Origin of the sequence: Streptomyces sp. NPDC051921 (assembly GCF_040680975.1) — a bacterium.
Taxonomy (GTDB): domain Bacteria; phylum Actinomycetota; class Actinomycetes; order Streptomycetales; family Streptomycetaceae; genus Streptomyces.
The window spans coordinates 32,241-50,215 of record NZ_JBFAXU010000030.1; the positions used below are offsets into that span (position 1 = coordinate 32,241).

Sequence of the window (17,975 nt, forward strand, 5' to 3'; positions counted from 1 at the left end):
GGGAGGCGAATTCAGCAGGACGGGCGACACACGCAGCCCGCGTAGCGGATCAGGTCCACATGGACCCTCCGCCACAGGCGCACATCGGTGTCGGTCACGCTCCGGAGTACACCACGGACGCCTGCGGCGGTCAATCGACCGTCAGGAGGCGTCCGCGGCCACGTCCGCGGTCACATCCTCGGACTCCTCGTCGGACGCGTCCTCGGCGGTGTCCTCGGCCGCCGGGTCACCGCCTCGTACCGCGTCCGCCGCGGCGTACAGCTCCTCCGGCCGCACCCCGGCGAACGCGGCGGCCAGATGCCCGTCCGGGCGGACCAGGAGCACGGCGTGCGCCGGGGCGCCAGGGTACGCCTCGGTCACCAGGAGCTCGGCCGGCGCGGGCAGCGCTTCCACGGCCTCGGCGAGCCGCGGCATCACGCCCGCGCTCACCCAGTGCCGCCGGTCCCACACCCCGGTCCCCGGGGCGACCAGGAGGACCAGCAGGCGCCCCTGACCGAGCCGGTCCCGCAGCCGTACGGTCGTGCCGTCGGGCGCGGTCACCCGGACGTCCTCCACGGGCGCCCCGTCCGGCGTCCCCACCGGGATCCGGCCCTCGGCGGGCTCCGGCGCCAGCGGGGAGTGCGGGTAGGCGGGCAGTGCGCCCAGCGGGCCGCGCCCCAGGTGCCCGTCGGCCAGCAGGGCGTCGTGCCCCCGCCCGCCGCCGGACAGGTAGGTGCGCAGGCCTCCGCCGCCGCGCAGCAGCGGCAGCGCCTGGTCGGCGGCGCGCAGCAGGCCCGCGACGGCGGCCCGGCGCTCGCTCTGGTAGCTGTCGAGCAGGGTGGGCGAGGCGTCCCGGTGGTGCCAGGTGTGGGCCAGCTTCCAGGCCAGGTTCTCGACGTCCCGCAGCCCCTCGTCGAGCCCCTGGGTGCCGACCGCGCCCAGCAGGTGCGCCGCGTCCCCGGCGAGGAACACCCGGTCCACGCGCCAGCGCCGGGCGAGCCGGTGGTGCACGGTGTGCACGCCGGTGTCGATCAGCTCGTACGGCGGGGTCGTCCCCTCGCACCAGCCGGCGAGCGTGTCGCGGATGCGGGTCACCAGCGCGTCGGGGGTGACCAGTTCGCCGCGCGGCGGCAGCAGCCAGTCGATCCGCCACACCCCGTCGGGCAGCGGCCGGGCCGAGATCTCGTCCCCGACGCCCCGCCACGGCGGCTGCCGGTGCAGCAGGGCCTCGCCGGCCCAGGGGAGTTCGGTGCGCAGCGCGGCGACCGCGTACCGTTCGACCGCCGTGCGCCCGGGGAAACGGACGCCGAGCAGCTTGCGCACGGTCGAGCGGGCGCCGTCGCAGCCGACCAGATGGCTGCCGCGCCACCAGGTCCCGTCGGGGCCCCGGGTGTGGGCGCCGACCCCCCGCGCGTCCTGCTCGACGGTGTCGACCCGCGCGTCGGTGACGAGCGTGACCAGCTGCTCGCGCCCGACGGCGTCGCGCAGGCCGCGGGCCAGGGCGTGCTGGGGGATGTGCAGCGGGGCGGCCGGCATGTCGACGCCGCCCTCCGCGCCGACGTCCCCGGCCAGGCCCAGGTCGAGCGGGACGTGCCGCATCTGCTGCCGGCGGCGCATCGAACGCCAGCCGACCCAACGGACTCCCTCGTCACGGAGCGTGGCGCAGCCGAGCCGCTCCACCAGGGCGGCCATGTCGGCACGCAGCACCACGGTCCGGGCGGGCCGGGGTTCCTCCTTGCCCGAGGTCTCGTCGAGGACGACGCTGGGCACGTCCTGGGCGGCCAGGGCGAGGGAGAGCGCGAGGCCGACCGGCCCCGCGCCCACGATGATCACCGGGTCCACGGCGCGGCTCCTGAAGGCGTGCGAGGCCGTACGGTCATGCGGGAAGCACAGCGGGGTGTGGCACCGGCCCGGGGCTTGATCACAGAACGTATGCAACCCATTGGGGGTGCGTGCGTCAAGCGACGGGGGCAGCGGCGCCGCCACTGCCCCCGGATGATGTCACATACCGTCAGTTCTACGCGGAACCGGGCCCACCCGTGCCGGAGCCGCCGTGCTGACCGGCGTCGGCGGTGACGACGACGGCCTGCGCCTCCGCGTCGGAGACCTTGATGCCGGTCTTCGCCCGCCGCCCGCGCTTCTCGATCCAGGTGGCCAGCGCGGAGAGCGCCAGACAGAGCGCGATGTAGATGGCGCCGAAGACCACGATCACGGAGACGTACGGGTACTGGCCGTTGACCAGCGTGTTGGAGGCGATCAGGCGGGCCGAGTAGAGCAGCTCGGGGTAGAGGATGACGAAGCCGAGCGAGGTGTCCTTCAGGGTGACCACGAGCTGGCTGATGATCGTCGGGAGCATGGCCCGGATCGCCTGCGGCAGCAGGACGCTGGTCATCACCTGGGTCTTGGTCATGCCGAGCGCGTACGCGGCCTCGCGCTGTCCGCGCGGCACCGCGTTGACGCCGGCGCGCAGCACCTCGGCCTGCACACAGCCGTTGTAGACGGACAGGCCGACCGCCAGGGCCCACAGCGAGTAGTCCGTCAGGAAGGCGACCCAGACCGCGTAGATCGTGATGAGCAGCGGCAGGGAGCGGAAGACCTCGATGAAGCCGGTGGCCACCATGCTGACCGGCTTGTGGTCGGAGAGCCGCGCGACCGCGAGCAGCACGCCGAGCACGAGGGAGCCGACCGCGGCGAGACCGAAGGCCTTCAGGGTGGCGAGCAGCGCGTCGGCGATGTTCTGCCGGATGCCCGCGTAGTTGAAGATGTCCCACATCTCGGGGGCGAGGTGCCCCTTGTCGCTCAGCCGCAGCACGCTGACGGCGAGCAGGGCGAGCAGGGCGAGGCTGCCGACGACGGCGTAGATCCGGTTGCGGATCCGGGCCTTGGGGCCGGGGGCGTCGAAGAGAACGCTGGCGCTCATCGGGCGACCTCCAGGTTGCGCTCAAGGAGACGGAAGAGTCCGCTGATGGCGAAGGTGATGACGAGGTAGGCCACGGCGACCCAGGCGAAGACCGGGCCGATCGCGTAGCCCTGCTCGCTCATCAGCGTCTGCCAGCCGAAGAGTTCGGTGACGCTGAAGGCGCCGGCGATCGCCGAGTTCTTGGTCAGGGCGATGAAGATCGAGCTGAGCGGGGGCAGCACGGTACGGGTGGCCTGCGGCAGCACGATCAGGCGCAGCGTCTGCGAGAAGGTCAGTCCGAGCGAGCGGGCGGCCTCGGCCTGGCCCAGCGGCACCGTGCCGATGCCGGAGCGGACCGCCTCGCACACGAACGAGGAGGTGTAGAAGCCGAGCGCGAGGGAGGCCAGCAGGAACGGGCTCATGCCCGGGAAGAGGATCTCCGGGACCACGAAGAAGAAGACCAGGAAGAGCAGCGTCAGCGGGGTGTTGCGCAGCAGCGTCACCCACGCCGTGCCGAAGAAGCGCAGCGGGGGGACGGGGGAGACCCGGAAGCCGGCGACGACGATGCCGAGGACCAGCGCGATGGCCGAACTGACGGCGGTGATCTCCACGGTTCCTATGAATCCGTTGCGGAACTCCGCGAAATGGTCGAGCAGTACGTTCATGAGGACTCCGCGTCGGCAGTCAGCGGCGGGCTTGCGGGCAGCAGGCGTACGGGCAGGGGAGCGGACGCCCCGCGGCACCGGAGCCGGCGTCCGGGGAGGACGTGTACGTGGCTACGGGGCTGCGGGGCGCTCGCGCGGGAGGGGCGGCCGTCAGTAGCGGACGATCGCCGGCGGCTCGGTGTAGGCCGAGCCCGAGAGGCCGAGGGTGGCCTCGTAGATCTTCTTGTAGGTGCCGTCGTCCTCGTGCGCCTTGAGGACGTCGTTCACCTTGTCGCGGAGGGCCTTGTCCTCCTTGTTCATGCCGATGCCGTACGGCTCCTTGGTGAACGGCTTGCCGATGACCTTGAGCTTGCCGGCGTTGGCGGCCGCGTAGCCCTTGAGGATCGAGTCGTCGGTGGTGACGGCGTCGACCTGCTTGGTGAGCAGCTGCTGGACGCAGTCGGAGTACTTGCCGAGCTCGACGGTCTCCGCGCCGTACTGCGGCTTCTTGATCTCCTGGAGCGGGGTCGAGCCCGTGATCGAGCAGACCTTCTTGCCCTTCAGGGTCTCCGGGCCGGTGATCCCGGTCTCGTCCTTGCGAACCAGGAGGTCGGCGCCGGCCTGGTAGTACGGGCCCGCGAAGCCGACCTGCGCCTTGCGCTTGTCGTTGATCGTGTAGGTGCCGACGTAGTAGTCGACCTGGCCCGTGGAGATGGCGGTCTCGCGGAGCTTGGAGTCGACCGTCTTCCACTCGATCTGGTCCTCGGAGAAGCCCAGGTCGGCGGCGATCATCTTGGCGATCTCGATGTCGAAGCCCGAGCGCTTCTTCGTGGCCTGGTCCTCGAAGCCGAGGTACGGCTGGTCGGCCTTCGAGCCGATGATCAGCTTGCCGCGCTCCTTGGCCTTCTTGAAGGTCGGCGACGCCGCCAGGTCGACACCGGTCGCGACGGTGTACTTGGGGAGCTGCGGGGCGCCGGAGTCGCCGGGCTTGGTGGCGGGCTTGTCACCGGCCGAGCCCTCCTTGCCGCCACAGGCGGTCGCGGTCAGCGCGAGGACGGCAACGGCCACGGCCGCGGTCTTGCGGAGCTTCATCGTGAACATCCCTAAGGGTCGAGGGTAGTTGATCGTCAGTGTGCAGCAAGTCGCATGCAGTGACTAAGGAGTTCCGGGCGCGTGGCGTCGGTGCTCCGGGATCGCGCTGACGCACGATCCCGGTGGTGCGGGAGATCCCGGTGGTGCGTGAGGTCTCCGGTGGTGCGGGAGATCTCGGTGGTGCGTGAGGTCTCCGGTGGTGCGGGAGATCTCGGTGGTGCGTGAGGTCTCCGGTCGTGCGGGAGATCCCGGTGGTGCGGAGATCTCGGTGGCGCTGAGGTCCCTGGTGGTGCGGGGATCTCAGTGGTGCAGGATCTTCGAGAGGAAGTCCTTGGCGCGGTCGCTGCGCGGGTTGCTGAAGAACTCGTCGGGGGCGGCCTGTTCGACGATCCGGCCGTCGGCCATGAAGACCACGCGGTTGGCCGCCGAGCGGGCGAAGCCCATCTCATGGGTGACGACGACCATCGTCATGCCGTCCCGCGCCAGCTGTTGCATGACCTCCAGGACCTCGTTGATCATCTCCGGGTCGAGCGCCGAGGTCGGCTCGTCGAACAGGATGACCTTCGGATCCATGGCGAGCGCGCGGGCGATGGCCACGCGCTGCTGCTGGCCGCCGGAGAGCTGCGCCGGGTACTTGTCGGCCTGGGTGCCGACGCCGACCCGGTCGAGCAGGGCGCGGGCCTTGGCCTCCGCCGCCTTCTTCTCGGTCCTGCGGACCTTGATCTGCCCCAGCATCACGTTCTCGAGCACGGTCTTGTGCGCGAAGAGGTTGAACGACTGGAAGACCATGCCGACGTCCGACCGCAGTCGCGCCAGCTCCCTGCCCTCCTGGGGCAGCGGCTTCCCGTCGATGGTGATGCTGCCGGAGTCGACGGTCTCCAGGCGGTTGATCGTGCGGCACAGCGTGGACTTGCCGGACCCGGACGGGCCGATGACCACCACGACCTCGCCCCGACGGATCGTCAGATCGATGTCCTGGAGCACGTGCAGCGCGCCGAAGTGCTTGTTCACGTCGGACAGCACGACCAGGTCGTCCGTGGCCGGCACCGCGTCCTCCGAACCCTTGGTCACTGACACTCCGCTCATCGGCTTCTCGCTCCGTCCTGCTCGGTTGGGGAGGACACTAGAGACCGGGTGCGCGGAGCGTCATCACATCTGAGCGAAGTTTGAGGATAACGATCCGGTCGCAACCGGACACTCTGGGTGAAGGGCGGGGTCGAGGCCGTACCGGGTGGATAACGGAAGCGGGGGTGCCGCCGAGGCAGACTTGACTGTGACCGTGACCATCGGCGTTCATGCCTTGGTACACAGAACGTCATCGCGCGCGTCGCGCACCGCACGGAGAGATCACGGAGGAGGGCCATGAGACTGCTGCTCGTCGAGGACGACGACCACGTCGCCGCCGCGCTCTCCGCGATCCTCGCCCGGCACGGCTTCACCGTCACCCACGCCCGCAACGGCGAGGAGGCGCTCCAGGCCGTACTGCCCGCCGCGCACGGCGAGCGCCCCTCGTACGGCGTGATCCTGCTCGACCTCGGCCTGCCCGACCAGGACGGCTACCAGGTGTGCGGCCGCATCCGGAAGCTCACCACCACCCCGGTGATCATGGTGACGGCCCGGGCCGACGTGCGTTCCCGGATCCACGGCCTCAACCTCGGCGCCGACGACTACGTCGTCAAGCCCTACGACACCGGTGAGCTGCTCGCCCGCATCCACGCCGTCAGCCGGCGCAGCACCGGCGCCGACGAGCTGGCCGGGGCGGCCGAGGACAGCACGCTGCGGCTCGGCTCCGTCACCATCGAGCTGCCCACCCGCCGGGTCAGTGTCGACGGCGACGCCGTCCCGCTCACCCGCAAGGAGTTCGACCTGCTGGCCCTGCTCGCCCAGCGACCCGGCGTGGTGTTCCGCCGCGAGCAGATCATCAGCGAGGTCTGGCGCACCAACTGGGAGGGCACCGGCCGCACGCTGGAGGTCCATGTCGCCTCCCTGCGCTCGAAGTTGCGCATGCCCGCCCTGATCGAGACCGTGCGGGGCGTCGGCTACCGCCTGGTCGCGCCCGCCGCTTAGCCAAGGGGCCGCCCGGCCGTGCGCACCCGACTCCTCCCGCTCCTCATCGTCCTGATGGCCGGCGTCCTGCTGGCCCTCGGCTTCCCGCTGGCCGCCAGCACCGCCGCCTCCGAGCAGCAGCGGGTGGTCGTCGACCGGCTGGACGACGCGGCCCGGTTCGCCGCGCTGGCCCAGTTCGTCAGCGAGCGGAACATCGGCCCGGACGAACGCCGCTCCACGCTCAGCGGCGAACTCGCCAGCTACCACGACGTCTACGGCATCCGTGCCGGCATCTTCTACCGGGACAACCGGTCCATGGCCGTCGCCCCCGAGGACTGGGTCGTGCCGTACGAGGGCGAGGGCCGGCGCGCCTTCAACGAGGCGCTCCTCGGCCGCCGCAGCCACGACCCGCCGCAGGTCTGGCCCTGGCAGACGCACGCCCGGCTCACCATCGCCTCCCCGGTCGTCCGGGACGGCGACGTCGTGGCCGTCGTGGTCACCGACTCTCCCACCGGACAGCTGCGCTCCCGCATCCTGCGCGACTGGCTGCTGATCTTCGCCGGCGAGGCCGCCGCCATGCTGCTCGCCGTCGGCGCCGCCTTCCGGCTCACCGGCTGGGTGCTGCGCCCCGTCCGGGTCCTCGACGCCGTCACCCACGACATCGCCACCGGCCGGATGAAGTCCCGGGTCGCCGCCGCCGGTGGCCCGCCCGAACTGCGCAACCTGGCCCGCTCGTTCAACGAGATGGCCGATCACGTCGAGGACGTACTCGAACAGCAGCGGGCCTTCGTCGCCGACGCCTCCCACCAGCTGCGCAACCCGCTGGCCGCGCTCCTGCTGCGCATCGAGCTGCTCGCCCTCGAGCTCCCCGAGGGCAACGAGGAGATCGCCTCCGTCCGCACGGAGGGCAAGCGGCTCGCCCGGGTCCTCGACGACCTGCTCGACCTGGCGCTCGCCGAGCACACGGCCGCCGAGCTGCGGCTCACCGACATCGGCGCGCTCACCGCCGAGCGGGTCGCCTCCTGGCGCCCGGTCGCCGACGACAAGGGCGTGGGGATCGTCGCCGGCACCGCCGCCGTCACCGCCTGGGCGGACCCGGTGGCGCTCTCCAGCGCGCTCGACGCCGTCATCGACAACGCTCTGAAGTTCACCCCGGAGGGGGAGGACGTCAGCGTCGCGACCCGGCTCTCACCCGGCGGCGCCACCGTAGAGATCGAGATCGCCGACCACGGCCCCGGGCTCACCGACGAGGAGCTCGAGCGGATCGGCGACCGCTTCTGGCGCTCCGGCCGCCACCAGAACATCAACGGTTCCGGCCTCGGCCTGTCGATCTCCCGCGTGCTGCTCGCGGCCGGCGCCGGCACCATCGCGTACGCCCACAACGAGCCGCACGGGCTGAAGGTGACCGTGCGCGTGCCGCGGAACGACCCGTGGGCCGGCCAGGAGCCGGGGCCGGGCCGCAGGGGACAGGACTTCGCGGGCGGCGAGGGCGCCGCCGGAGGGTAGGGCCTCACCGGGGGCAGGGCTTCACCGGGGGCAGGGCTTCGCCGGGCGCGGGGCTTCGCCGGGGGCGGGGCTTCGCCGGAGGGGGAGGGCTCGCCGGGGTCGGCTTCGCCCTGTCGGGAAAGGCCTCGCCGGGAGGCAGGGCTTGGCGGCCCCGGGGGGCAGGGCTTGGCCGTACGGCGGAAGGTCTCGCCTCGGTCAGGGGCTCGCCGGACGGGGCAGGGCCTCGCCGGGCTCAGGGCTTCGCCGGTGCGGCGAGGACTCGCCTTCGTCAGGGCTTCACGGAGCGGTAGTAACGCCGGGCGCCCTCGTGCAGCGGGAGCGGATCCGTGTAGATCGCGGTCCGCAGGTCCACCAGCTGCGCCGGGTGGACCTGGTTGCCGATCCGGTCCCGGCTGCCGATCACCGTGCGGGTGAAGCCCTCGACCAGATCGGGGTCGGTCTTGTCCGTGGTGACCAGGATGTTCGCCACCGCCAGGGTGTCCACGGGGTTGCCGTCCTGGGCGAGGGTGTACGCGTCCGCCGGGATGGTCGCCGAGCGGTAGTAGCGGGTGGACTCGCCCACGTCGTGCAGGCTCTCCACCAGGGTGTCGTCCAGGGGCACGAGCCGGATCGGCAGCCGCTCGGACAGTTTCTGGACGCCCTCGGTGGGCAGACCGCCCGACCAGAAGAAGGCGTCCAGCCGGCGCCGCTCCAGGAGCCGCGGCATCGTGTCGATACCCGCCGACACCGGGACGATGTCGACGTCCGGGGTGAGCCCGGCCGCCGCGAGGACCCGGTCGGCGATCAGCCGCACGCCGGATCCCGACTGCCCGACGCCGACCCGCAGACCGCGAAGATCGGCCGCCGACTGCACGGTCGAGCCCTTGGGGACGACGAGCTGGACGTAGTCGTCGTAGAGCCGGGCGCAGCCGCGCAGCCGCTCGAAGCCGGGTCTGCGGTCCCGCTGGTACTGGGCCACGGCGTCCGCCGTGGCCACCGTGAAATCGGCCTCGCCGGAGGCGAGCCGAGCCAGGTTCTGCTGCGATCCCTCGCTGTTCCGCAGCGTTATCGAGACGTCCGGGAGATCCTTGGCCAGGGCCTGCTGGAGCAGCTCTCCGTACTTCTGGTAGACGCCCGTGGGCACGCCGGTGCTGAAGGTGACGTGCCCGCTCGGCGACTTCGTACCGAACGGAACCAGCCACCACACGAGGACACCGACCAGCACCAACAGGGCCGCCGAGACCTGGAGCAGGCGGCGGCGGGCGGTGCGGGACGGTGCGGTGGGCATGGCGCGATCCTGCCAGCTCGGTCCCGGTCCTGGCCAGGGCGGACGTCACGCCCCGGCCAGGACGGCGACTACTCGCCGGTAGGGATCAGTAGGCGAAGCCGGACTTGCCGGTGGTGGTGGCCGTGACGTGGGTGATCGCGCTGCCCGGCGGCAGCGCGGTGGTCGTCGCGGTCCCGGTCGTCCCGGTCGTGGTGCCGTCGCCGAGCTGGGCCGCCGCGTTGGCGCCCCAGCCGATCACCGAGCCGTCGTCGAGCGCGGCCAGGGTGAAGTCGAGGCCGCCCGCGATCTCCTGCACGCCCTTGAGCTGGTCGAGGACGACCGGGGTGGTCCGGTTGGCGGCCGTGCCGTCGCCGAGCTGCCGATCGGTGTTCTTGCCCCAGCCGGCCAGGCTGCCGTCGTCGAGGACGGCGAAGCCGGTCGCGTTGGTGGCGAAGATCTTGGCCACGGCGTCCAGGTAGGCGACGTCCACCGGCTTGTTGCTGTCGGTGGTGGCGTCGTTGCCGAGCTGGCCCTCACCGCCCTTCCCCCAGGCCTTGACCGTACCGTCGGCGGTCAGCGCGAGCGCGTACTCGCAGCCCACCGCGATCGACTCGACGTCGACGAGGTCCGGCACCTTCTGCGGGGTCTCGCGCGTGGTGTTGTTCCCGGTGCCGAGACGTCCGTTGTCGCCCTTGCCCCAGGTCCAGACGGTGCCGTCCTGGCGCAGCGCGACGCTGAAGTCGCAGCCCGCGCCGACGTCCTTCACCTTGTCCAGGCTCTGCACGGGGATCGGGTTCCTGTACGGGTTGGTGGTGTCCTGGCCGGTGCCGAGCTGCTTGGAGGCGTTGCTGCCCCAGGCCAGGATGCGGCCGCCCCTGACGGCGAGGACGTGGTTGAGGCCCGCCGAGACCGCGCTGACGCCGGAGAGCCCGGCGACGGTGGCCGGGAAGCTCTGGTTGACGACGGTCCCGTTGCCGAGCTGGCCGGTCTGGTTGGCGCCCCAGCTCTTGACGGTGCCGTCCTTGAGCAGGGCGACGGCGAACTGGTTGGAGGCCGCGGCCGCGCCGCCTCCGCCGCCGACGAGCCGGCGCACGTCGTCCCGGGCGATGCCGGTGACGGCCGCCGGGGTCTGCTGGGCGAGCACGGAGCCGTTGCCGAGCTGCCCCTGCGCGTTCTCGCCCCAGGCGCGGACCCAGGGGTCGGTGCCGGCGGCGGACGCCGAGGCGGGGAGGGTGGTCAGGGGGAGGGCCGCCAGGGACAGGGCGGCGAGGAGGGTGGGACGCAGGGGTGGGGTCATCTGCGTGCCTTTCTGTTCGTGGGGGTGATCAGTAGGCGTAGCTGGACTTGTTCGCGACCGAGGCGGCGACGTGGCTCGCGCCGCTGCCCGCGGGCAAGGCGGTGACCGGAGTGGGGGACGACTCGGTCGTGCCGTTGCCGAGCTGGCCGTTGCTGTTGTTGCCCCAGGCGAGGACGGACTGGTCGGTCAGGACGGCGAGGGTGTGCTGCCAGCCGCCGGCGATCTCCTGGACGCCGCTCAGGCCGGTGACGGGAACAGGAGTCGTCCGGCTCACGGTGGTGCCGTCGCCGAGCTGGCCCTGACCGTTCCATCCCCAGGCCCGCACGCTGCCGTCGTCCAGGAGCGCGTAGCTCTGGTAGGCGCCCGCGAAGACCTTCGCGACGCCGTCCAGATGGCGTACGTCGACGGGCAGCGGGCTGTGCTCGGTGCTGTCGTCGCCGAGCTGGCCGTTGGTGTTGTGGCCCCACGCCTTGACCGTGCCGTCGGCCGTGAGGGCGAGGGTGTGGAGGCAGCCGGCGCTGACGGCCACCACGTCGTCGAGGCCGGGCACCTTCTGGGGCGTGTTCCGGTCGGTGTCGGTGCCGTTGCCGAGCTGCCCGAAATTGTTCCTGCCCCAGGTCCAGACGGTGCCGTCCGTCCGGAGGGCGACGGAGTGCGAGCAGCCGCCGGACACGTCCTTGACCCGGTTCAGGCTCTGGACGGCGACCGGGCGGGTGGCCGGCCCGTCCTTGTCGGGGGCGGTGCGGCCGTTGCCGAGCTGCCCGTAGTCGTTCGTGCCCCAGGCCAGGACCCGTCCGCCGCGCACCGCGAGGGCGAAGGGACCGCCGGCGGCGGAGACCGCGGTCACCCCCGAGAGCCCGGCGACGGCCGCCGGGAAGCCCTGCGAGATGGTGGTGCCGTTGCCGAGCTGACCGGAGGTGTTGCCGCCCCAGGACAGCACCGTGCCGTCGTTGAGCAGGGCGAGGGCGAACGCGATGTTGCTGTTGAAGCCCCCCGCGGACAGATCGCGGACATGGCCGCGGGCGAGCCCCGGGACGGAGCCCGGAGTGGGCTGGTCGAGGGTGGTGCCGTTGCCGAGCTGGCCACCGATGTTCAGGCCCCATGCACGTACCCATGGATCACGCGGTTCGGTGCGGGCCTGTGCGGGTGCGGACACGGTCAGGGCGGCGGTCATGGCGAGGGCCAGGGCGACCGCGCCCCTCGCGTACGAGCGGTGCGACATGCCGTCACCGGCCTCAGTACGCGTACGTCGTGTTGCCACCCAGCGAGACCGCGACGTCCTTCACCTTCGAGCCCTCGTTGAGGATCTTCACCGACTCGAAGCGGGAGACCGTCGTGCCGTTGCCGAGCTGGCCCTCGCCGTTGTGGCCCCAGGCGAAGACCTCGTCCGCCGTCACCGCGACACCGTGGCGCGCGCCGGCCGCGAGGTGCTGGACGCCCTCCAGGCGCGGGATCTCGACGGGCGCGGTGCGGTTGGTGCGCGAGACGTTGTCGCCGAAGGCCTCGTCGCCCTCCAGGAGCTGCCCGTACTGGTTGTTGCCCCAGCCCCAGACGTGGCTGTCGCTGGTCTTGACGTAGTTGTGGAAGGCGCCCGCCTCGATCTCCGAGACGCCCTCCAGCCAGTCGACGTCGACCGGGACGGTGGACGACTTGGTGCTGGAGTTGCCCAGCTGGCCGTAGAGGTTGTAACCCCAGGACCTGACGGTGTCGTCGGCGGTCAGCGCGAGGGCGTGGTAGCAGCCGGCGTCGATGGACACGACGTTCTCCAGGCCCGTCACCTGCCGGGGTACGGAGCTGGTGGCGCGGCTGCCGGTGCCGAGCTGGCCGTGGATGCCGCGGCCCCACGCGTACACCTTGCCGTTCTCCAGGAGCGCGAGGCTGAAGTCGCAGCCGGCCGAGATCTGCTTGACCTTCGGCATGCCCTGGACCCGGTCGGGGACGGTACGGCTGTCGCCGGTGCGGTTGTTGCCGAGCTGGCCGTAGGAGTTGTCGCCCCAGGAGTAGACCTGGCCGCCGGTGTCGAGGGCGAGGGCGTGCTTGCCGCCCGCCGCGACGTCCTTGATGTTGGTCAGGCGCGGCACGGTCGTCGGCACGGTCTGGTTGTCGTTGCCGCCGTTGCCGAGCTGGCCGGAGGAGTTGTGGCCCCAGGACTTCACGGTCTTGTCGGTACGGGCGAGGGTGAACGAGTCCGCCGAGGAGGTGCCGCCCGCGGACATCTGGTCGACGTCGCCGCGGAACAGGCTGGTGACCGAGGTGGGGGACAGGCTGTCGGCGACGGTGCCGTTGCCGAGCTGGCCGGTGCGCCCGGCACCCCAGCTGAGCACGGTCGGGTTGCCCTCGTTGGCGAGGGCCGTGGGGGCGAGGACGGGCACGGCGGTGAGCGCGGCGACGAGGGTCAGGCCGCGCAGGGCACGCCAAGCACCGCTTCGTGATCGGGACATGGGTCTGCTCTCCTTCGTGGGGGACGTACGGGAGGGCGGACCACGGGCACGGGGGTGCCCGGGACCTGGCCCGACGGCCTGGAACGGGCCGCCGGACACATGAGCAGACTGACCGACAGCGATCATGGGCGCGAGCCGGAACGCCCGAAACACCCGTATGCCCGACGGCTGTTCGGGAAACAGACCGGGGCGGCGGTTTCACCGGATCGGGGTGGAGTGCGCCGGGCCCGGCGCCCCGGGGTGGAAGGCCGCCGATCGGAGGCGCCCGGGAGGGTGAGGGGCCCCGCGAGGGGCGGCGCACGGGCCTCGCGCGAGGGCCCCGGAACCATCCTAACGAGTGTCGAGGGGGCGCCCGCCGCCCGGCCTCCGCCCGACGGCCCGGCGGGCCGTTCGGCCGACCGCGGGTGCGCTCCGCCGATGTGGTGAGCCGGGTGCCGGGCCCGCGCCGCGCCGTGTGTCGCGCCGGGGCGCCGAGACCGGTCCGGTTAGCTTCGGCATGCGCTCGGCGATCTTGGTGACGAGTCCCCGCCGCGATCGTCGCGCCTTCACGCGACCCCCAATTCACCTCCGTCCCCAGGGAGTTGTCATGTCTTCCGCCCTGCCCGCAGCCGCCTCCGTACGACGGGTTCTCGGCGGCGCCGTGCTCGCCTGCGCCCTCCTCCTGTCGGGCGCGTCGTCCGGCGCAGCCGCCGAGTGCGCGCCCGACGACCAGGTGTGCAAGGACAACGAGGCCAACGCCGCCGAGGCCAAGGAGATCGAGGAGCAGCAGCAGAAGACCAAGGAGTCGGCGGCCCAGGCCGACAAGGACATCAAGAAGGTCGGTGCGGACCTGGAGAAGTGCAAGCCCGGCTCGGAGACCTGCATGGCCGGCCTCGCCAAGGGCAACGGCGAGAAGGAAGGCCTGGCCGACATGACGGCCGCCGTCCAGGGCTTCCAGCCCGACCCCAAGGACAACGCGCAGTCCGCCGTGACCAGCACCTGCGCGGACTTCCCGGCCCTGCTGCCCGAGGGATCCACCGACCCCGGACAGACCCAGTTCCCGGTCTCCCAGCTCTGCAAGCTGCTCGGCTCCTGACCTCCGCGCGCCACCACGCCCCGGATCCCGAAAGCCCCGTCCGGAAAGCCCCGTCCGGAAAGCCCCGTCCGGAAAGCCCCGTCCCGAAACTCCCGTCCCGAAACTCCCGTCCCGAAAGTTCCGTCCCGAAGGGATGTCCCATGCCCTCGCGCCGTCCCGCGCTGTTCCTCCTCCCCGCTCTCGCCCTCGGACTCGCCGTCCCCCTCGCCCCGCCCGTCGCCGCCGACGAGGCTCCCGCCGAGCCGCCGACCCCGCGGGCCGTCGCCGCCGACGGCCGCCCGGCGAAGGTCACCGACATCCTGAAGCAGTGCGACGACAAGCCCGAGTCCTGCCGCTTCGTCATCGACCCCAAGAACGGACGCGAGTTCTCGACCGCCGTGCGGTCCCTGGGCAACGCGGTCGTCAACTGCACGGTCAGCGACATGAGCGTCGACCGCACCGTCACCCTGCGCACGTCCAGCACCGACAACATCGGCGGGGAGATCTCCGGCAAGATCACCGCAGAGGGCACGGTCTCCGCCTCCGGTGAGGTCAACACCAACCTCGTCAACGACATCACCAGTGAGAACAAGACGCCGAACCTCAAGGACGGCCCGACCTCGACCAACGGCACCAAGACCAGCGTCGCCGTCGGCGGCAAGGTCGCCGGTTCGATGAGCGCCAAGCTCGCCTTCGAGGCCGCCTTCAAGGCCACGTACAGCAAGTCCTGGACGGTCGACAACACCGAGACCACGACGTACAAGACGACCGTCAAGCCCTACGACATGCTGGTGTTCGGAGCCAGCGCCGCCATGCGGCGCGTCGTCGGCTCGCTCGTCACGAGCACGGGTGCGCAGGTCTCCGGGATCGCCGTGGACAGCCCGTCCATGGTCAACTCCAGCACCTTCGTCGCCCAGACCTACGCGGTCCCGGACCAGCTCTGCGGGCGCAAGCGCCCGCCGCAGAACACCGCACCGGACGGCGACAACAACACGCCTAAGCTCCGCACCCTCCCCGCCCGGGACGCCCTCGCCCCCGGCGCGGCGCCGAAGCACGTCGACGTCCTGCGCCCCACCGGCTCCTGACCCGTACGTCTCCCACCCGGCCGCAACGTCCCGCGGCCGCGCCCCCGACCGCGCCCCCCGACGTCCCCAGCCACGACCCCGGACGCCCCCGGTCACGCCCGCGCCCCCCGGCCACGTCCCCGGACGTCCCCAGCCGCGACCCCGGACGTCCCCGGGCCACGTCCCCCACCGCAACGTCCCGCCCCTGGCACGCACCGTCCCTGGCACGTCCCGTCCCTGGCACGCACCCCCCCACGAGGAGTCCGTCCCCATGTCTCCCGCTTCCCCCCTCCGCACGCTGGCCGCCGCAGGCCTGCTGTTCCCCGCCGCCGCCTTCACCGGCTGGACGGCCGTCGACACGGCCGACGCCGCCCAGGCGCCCGCCCGAGCCACCGCCGGCTCGCAATCCGTCCCCGTCCTCAACGGCGACTTCGCCGACCCCGTCATGAAGGGCGACGGCCCCACCACCGTCGGACTCGACTTCTGGGACGGCCAGAACCAGCGCTACTCGCCCACCGCCTCCGGACGCACCGACAACGCCCACGGCGTCGCCCTGCAGAAGGACGGCAACACCGTCCGGCAGCGGCTCCGCGGCGTGCGCAACGGCGCCCAGGTCACCGTCAGTTACGAGGACAGTCCGGCCGTCTCCAAGGAGTGCACCGGCGAACAGGTCGTCAACGGGCAGCCGTACACCGTCGAGGCCTCCGGCGGATCCGTACAGGCCGTCACCACGGCCGGCGACCCCGACCGCGTCAAGGGCACGCCGGGCAAGGGCCGTTGGACCACGCGCAGCTACGTCTTCACGGCGGGCGAGAACGAGCCGCTGCTCACCTTCACCTCCAAGGTCACCGACCCCAGGACCCATGTGACCTGCACGCCCATGATCGCCCGCATCCGGGCCGTCGAAGTGCCGCCCGCACTCGACAGGACCGTCGACAAGACCGCGCTCGGCACGGCGGAGGCCTACAAGGGCAACGAGCGCGAGAAGACCCTGCACAACGCGGCCGCCGCGTGCAACGGCGAGAACGCCTGCGCCTTCCGGCCCGTCCCCGGCATGTCCTTCCGCTACTACGACCGGTCCCGGGTCGTGGGCGAGGCCTTCGTCAACTGCACCCGCAACACCCTCGAACACACCCGGATCGTCCCCCTCTCCGAGCGGAGCTACGACAGCGTCTCCCAGACCTACGCCGCCGCCCAACTGCCCCTCAACGAAGTGGCCAAACTGCCCACGTCGGGCGACCGCACCGAGGACGAGAAGCGGATCAAGGAACGGCCGATGGCCGGTCAGTTCTCCCTCGCGTACGAACAGGGCTGGCAGCGGGCCTGGCAGTGGTTCAGCAGCGACCAGCGCACCGTCGTCGAGCGCATCCAGCCCGGCGAGGTGAGCTGGGTGGAGCTCCAGCCGAGCCGGGAACGCGTCGAGGGCTGGTTCCTCAGCAAGAAGGACGACTACCGGCTGCACGCGGTGATCGACGGCCCCTCGCGGGCCGCGCCCGACCGGCTGCTCCAGCGCACCGGGCCCATGTCGGAGGCCGAGAAGCAGCGGTGCGCCGCGTCCCGGCCGATGACCACCACGCCGGTCGGCGCGGACGCGCCCGCGTACTCCTCGGACAAGGGGACCCTCAAGGCGGCTGCGCCCGCCGCCCGGTCGGGCCGGGCGATCCGCACCGTCCCGCTCAACTGATCCCGAACCGGTGGCCTGTGGGCGGCGTCAGCACGGCCGCCTGGTCCCGCAGCCAGCCGAGCAGCGCGGCGGTCCGGGCGTCCCGCTCCGGCGGGCGCGGGCTGAGCAGCCCGTAGCCCGTGCCGTCCGCGACGAACCCGTACGGGGCCGCCAACTGGCCCCGTACGAGGTCGTCGCGGACGAGTGCGTACGGTCCGACGGCCACGCCCACGCCCGCGGCGGCGGCCTGGAGCGCCAGGTAGAAGTGCTCGAAGACCTGCTCCGACGCGGCTGTGGTCGTCAGGCCGGTGAGCCGGCGCCAGTCGTCCCAGGCGGCCGACCGCGTGCTGGTGTGCAGCAGCGGCACCGGTGCGCCGCTCCTCAGCCGAGCGGCGAGCTCGGGACGGCAGACCGGCCCGATCCACTCCTCGAACAGCGGTACGCGGCTCACTCCCTCGGGCGCCGGGAAGTCGTCCCGGCGCAGCGCCGCGTCCACCGTGTCCCGCGCGAACGCGACGGGGCCGCCGCCCGCGGACAGGTGCACGGTCAGCTCGGGGTGCCGCGCGGCGAGGTCCGGCAGCCTCGGGATGAGCCAGCGCATCAGCAGCGTGGGCTCGCACGACAGGGCGAGCGGCCCGGTGCCCCGGTCGCGGCCCGAGACCTCCCGCGCGGCCGACTCGATCAGGTCCAGCGCGTCCCGCACGGCCGCGGCGAGACGGCGCGCCTGCGGGGTGGGCCGCAGCGAGCGCGCCCCGCGCTCGAAGAGGGGTGTCCCCAGGGCCTTCTCCAAGCTCTGCACCTGCCGGCTGACCGCCCCGTGCGTGACGTGGAGCTCCTGGGCGGCCCGGGTCATGCTCGCGTGCCGGACGGCCGCCTCGAACGGGAGCAGGGTGTTCAGCGGGGGAAGGTCCGGCCTGGTCATGCGTGAAATCTAGTCACAGGTGGGGTGAGAAGGAATCGCTTGTCCTGCGGGTTCGTGGCGAGACAAGGTTGATCTCGTCACGGAACAACGATCGCGCACGCTCCACCACGATCCGAGGGACA

The 17,975-nt window shown here is 72.1% G+C and carries 16 protein-coding genes; 5 read left to right on the forward strand and 11 right to left on the reverse strand.

What is annotated here, in order from left to right; all coding sequences use genetic code 11:
- Positions 1-11: 11 nt before the first annotated feature.
- The 6 genes from AB0M16_RS31730 to AB0M16_RS31755 form a co-directional block, all read right to left on the reverse strand.
- Positions 12-98: a putative leader peptide gene (locus AB0M16_RS31730; protein WP_365349170.1), complete on the reverse strand. Its 87-nt coding sequence runs from the start codon at positions 96-98 to the stop codon at positions 12-14.
- 43 nt (positions 99-141) lie between these two features.
- A complete protein-coding gene (locus AB0M16_RS31735) occupies positions 142-1,821 on the reverse strand; it encodes an FAD-dependent monooxygenase (RefSeq protein ID WP_365349097.1) in 1,680 nt (559 codons plus the stop codon).
- Between the two features lie 175 nt (positions 1,822-1,996).
- The gene (locus tag AB0M16_RS31740; protein WP_365349099.1) at positions 1,997-2,899 is read right to left on the reverse strand and encodes an amino acid ABC transporter permease; all 903 of its coding nucleotides are present in this window, start codon (positions 2,897-2,899) and stop codon (positions 1,997-1,999) included.
- A complete protein-coding gene (locus AB0M16_RS31745) occupies positions 2,896-3,543 on the reverse strand; it encodes an amino acid ABC transporter permease (RefSeq protein WP_365349101.1) in 648 nt (215 codons plus the stop codon). The genes AB0M16_RS31740 and AB0M16_RS31745 overlap by 4 nt, the downstream gene beginning before the upstream one ends.
- A 150-nt stretch (positions 3,544-3,693) precedes the next feature.
- On the reverse strand, positions 3,694-4,614 hold the full coding sequence (locus AB0M16_RS31750; protein WP_365349103.1) for a glutamate ABC transporter substrate-binding protein: 921 nt from the start codon (positions 4,612-4,614) through the stop codon (positions 3,694-3,696).
- 300 nt (positions 4,615-4,914) lie between these two features.
- A complete protein-coding gene (locus AB0M16_RS31755) occupies positions 4,915-5,700 on the reverse strand; it encodes an amino acid ABC transporter ATP-binding protein (protein WP_365349105.1) in 786 nt (261 codons plus the stop codon).
- A gap of 276 nt (positions 5,701-5,976) precedes the next feature.
- On the opposite strand from AB0M16_RS31755, the gene AB0M16_RS31760 reads away from it, so the two are divergent.
- Positions 5,977-6,681 carry a response regulator transcription factor gene (locus AB0M16_RS31760; RefSeq protein WP_365349107.1) on the forward strand — a complete coding sequence of 235 codons (705 nt, stop codon included), beginning with the start codon at positions 5,977-5,979 and terminating at the stop codon, positions 6,679-6,681.
- An 18-nt stretch (positions 6,682-6,699) separates the two neighbouring features.
- Complete coding sequence (locus tag AB0M16_RS31765) at positions 6,700-8,166, forward strand: HAMP domain-containing sensor histidine kinase (protein WP_365349109.1); 1,467 nt, start codon at positions 6,700-6,702, stop codon at positions 8,164-8,166.
- Between the two features lie 268 nt (positions 8,167-8,434).
- Here the strand turns inward: AB0M16_RS31765 and AB0M16_RS31770 are convergent, their stop codons facing one another.
- The 4 genes from AB0M16_RS31770 to AB0M16_RS31785 form a co-directional block, all read right to left on the reverse strand.
- Positions 8,435-9,433, reverse strand: a complete 999-nt coding sequence (locus tag AB0M16_RS31770) for a TAXI family TRAP transporter solute-binding subunit (RefSeq protein ID WP_365349111.1) — start codon at positions 9,431-9,433, stop codon at positions 8,435-8,437.
- A gap of 85 nt (positions 9,434-9,518) precedes the next feature.
- Positions 9,519-10,709, reverse strand: coding sequence for a chromosome condensation regulator RCC1 (locus AB0M16_RS31775; protein WP_365349113.1), 1,191 nt, complete (start codon positions 10,707-10,709; stop codon positions 9,519-9,521).
- A gap of 28 nt (positions 10,710-10,737) precedes the next feature.
- Positions 10,738-11,931, reverse strand: coding sequence for a chromosome condensation regulator RCC1 (locus AB0M16_RS31780; RefSeq protein WP_365349115.1), 1,194 nt, complete (start codon positions 11,929-11,931; stop codon positions 10,738-10,740).
- A gap of 13 nt (positions 11,932-11,944) precedes the next feature.
- A complete protein-coding gene (locus AB0M16_RS31785) occupies positions 11,945-13,150 on the reverse strand; it encodes a sialidase (RefSeq protein ID WP_365349117.1) in 1,206 nt (401 codons plus the stop codon).
- A gap of 586 nt (positions 13,151-13,736) precedes the next feature.
- On the opposite strand from AB0M16_RS31785, the gene AB0M16_RS31790 reads away from it, so the two are divergent.
- The 3 genes from AB0M16_RS31790 to AB0M16_RS31800 all read left to right on the forward strand — a co-directional run bounded on the left by AB0M16_RS31790 (position 13,737) and on the right by AB0M16_RS31800 (position 16,952).
- On the forward strand, positions 13,737-14,225 hold the full coding sequence (locus AB0M16_RS31790; protein ID WP_365349119.1) for a hypothetical protein: 489 nt from the start codon (positions 13,737-13,739) through the stop codon (positions 14,223-14,225).
- Positions 14,226-14,365: 140 nt separating this feature from the next.
- Positions 14,366-15,289 carry a hypothetical protein gene (locus AB0M16_RS31795; protein WP_365349121.1) on the forward strand — a complete coding sequence of 308 codons (924 nt, stop codon included), beginning with the start codon at positions 14,366-14,368 and terminating at the stop codon, positions 15,287-15,289.
- A gap of 250 nt (positions 15,290-15,539) precedes the next feature.
- Complete coding sequence (locus AB0M16_RS31800; protein ID WP_365349123.1) at positions 15,540-16,952, forward strand: hypothetical protein; 1,413 nt, start codon at positions 15,540-15,542, stop codon at positions 16,950-16,952.
- On the opposite strand, the gene AB0M16_RS31805 is transcribed toward AB0M16_RS31800, so the two are convergent.
- On the reverse strand, positions 16,945-17,853 hold the full coding sequence (locus tag AB0M16_RS31805) for a LysR substrate-binding domain-containing protein (protein WP_365349125.1): 909 nt from the start codon (positions 17,851-17,853) through the stop codon (positions 16,945-16,947). The genes AB0M16_RS31800 and AB0M16_RS31805 overlap by 8 nt on opposite strands.
- Positions 17,854-17,975: the final 122 nt, after the last annotated feature.

What these genes read in the sequence shown, in the direction of transcription:
- AB0M16_RS31780 (WP_365349115.1), bottom strand. Translation starts at nt 11,931, where the DNA reads ATGTCGCACCGCTCGTACGCGAGGGGCGCGGTCGCCCTGGCCCTCGCC.
- AB0M16_RS31795 (WP_365349121.1), top strand. Translation starts at nt 14,366, where the DNA reads ATGCCCTCGCGCCGTCCCGCGCTGTTCCTCCTCCCCGCTCTCGCCCTC.
- AB0M16_RS31750 (WP_365349103.1), bottom strand. Translation starts at nt 4,614, where the DNA reads ATGAAGCTCCGCAAGACCGCGGCCGTGGCCGTTGCCGTCCTCGCGCTG.
- AB0M16_RS31800 (WP_365349123.1), top strand. Translation starts at nt 15,540, where the DNA reads ATGTCTCCCGCTTCCCCCCTCCGCACGCTGGCCGCCGCAGGCCTGCTG.
- AB0M16_RS31740 (WP_365349099.1), bottom strand. Translation starts at nt 2,899, where the DNA reads ATGAGCGCCAGCGTTCTCTTCGACGCCCCCGGCCCCAAGGCCCGGATC.
- AB0M16_RS31760 (WP_365349107.1), top strand. Translation starts at nt 5,977, where the DNA reads ATGAGACTGCTGCTCGTCGAGGACGACGACCACGTCGCCGCCGCGCTC.
- AB0M16_RS31755 (WP_365349105.1), bottom strand. Translation starts at nt 5,700, where the DNA reads ATGAGCGGAGTGTCAGTGACCAAGGGTTCGGAGGACGCGGTGCCGGCC.
- AB0M16_RS31790 (WP_365349119.1), top strand. Translation starts at nt 13,737, where the DNA reads ATGTCTTCCGCCCTGCCCGCAGCCGCCTCCGTACGACGGGTTCTCGGC.
- AB0M16_RS31770 (WP_365349111.1), bottom strand. Translation starts at nt 9,433, where the DNA reads ATGCCCACCGCACCGTCCCGCACCGCCCGCCGCCGCCTGCTCCAGGTC.
- AB0M16_RS31785 (WP_365349117.1), bottom strand. Translation starts at nt 13,150, where the DNA reads ATGTCCCGATCACGAAGCGGTGCTTGGCGTGCCCTGCGCGGCCTGACC.
- AB0M16_RS31775 (WP_365349113.1), bottom strand. Translation starts at nt 10,709, where the DNA reads ATGACCCCACCCCTGCGTCCCACCCTCCTCGCCGCCCTGTCCCTGGCG.
- AB0M16_RS31805 (WP_365349125.1), bottom strand. Translation starts at nt 17,853, where the DNA reads ATGACCAGGCCGGACCTTCCCCCGCTGAACACCCTGCTCCCGTTCGAG.
- AB0M16_RS31745 (WP_365349101.1), bottom strand. Translation starts at nt 3,543, where the DNA reads ATGAACGTACTGCTCGACCATTTCGCGGAGTTCCGCAACGGATTCATA.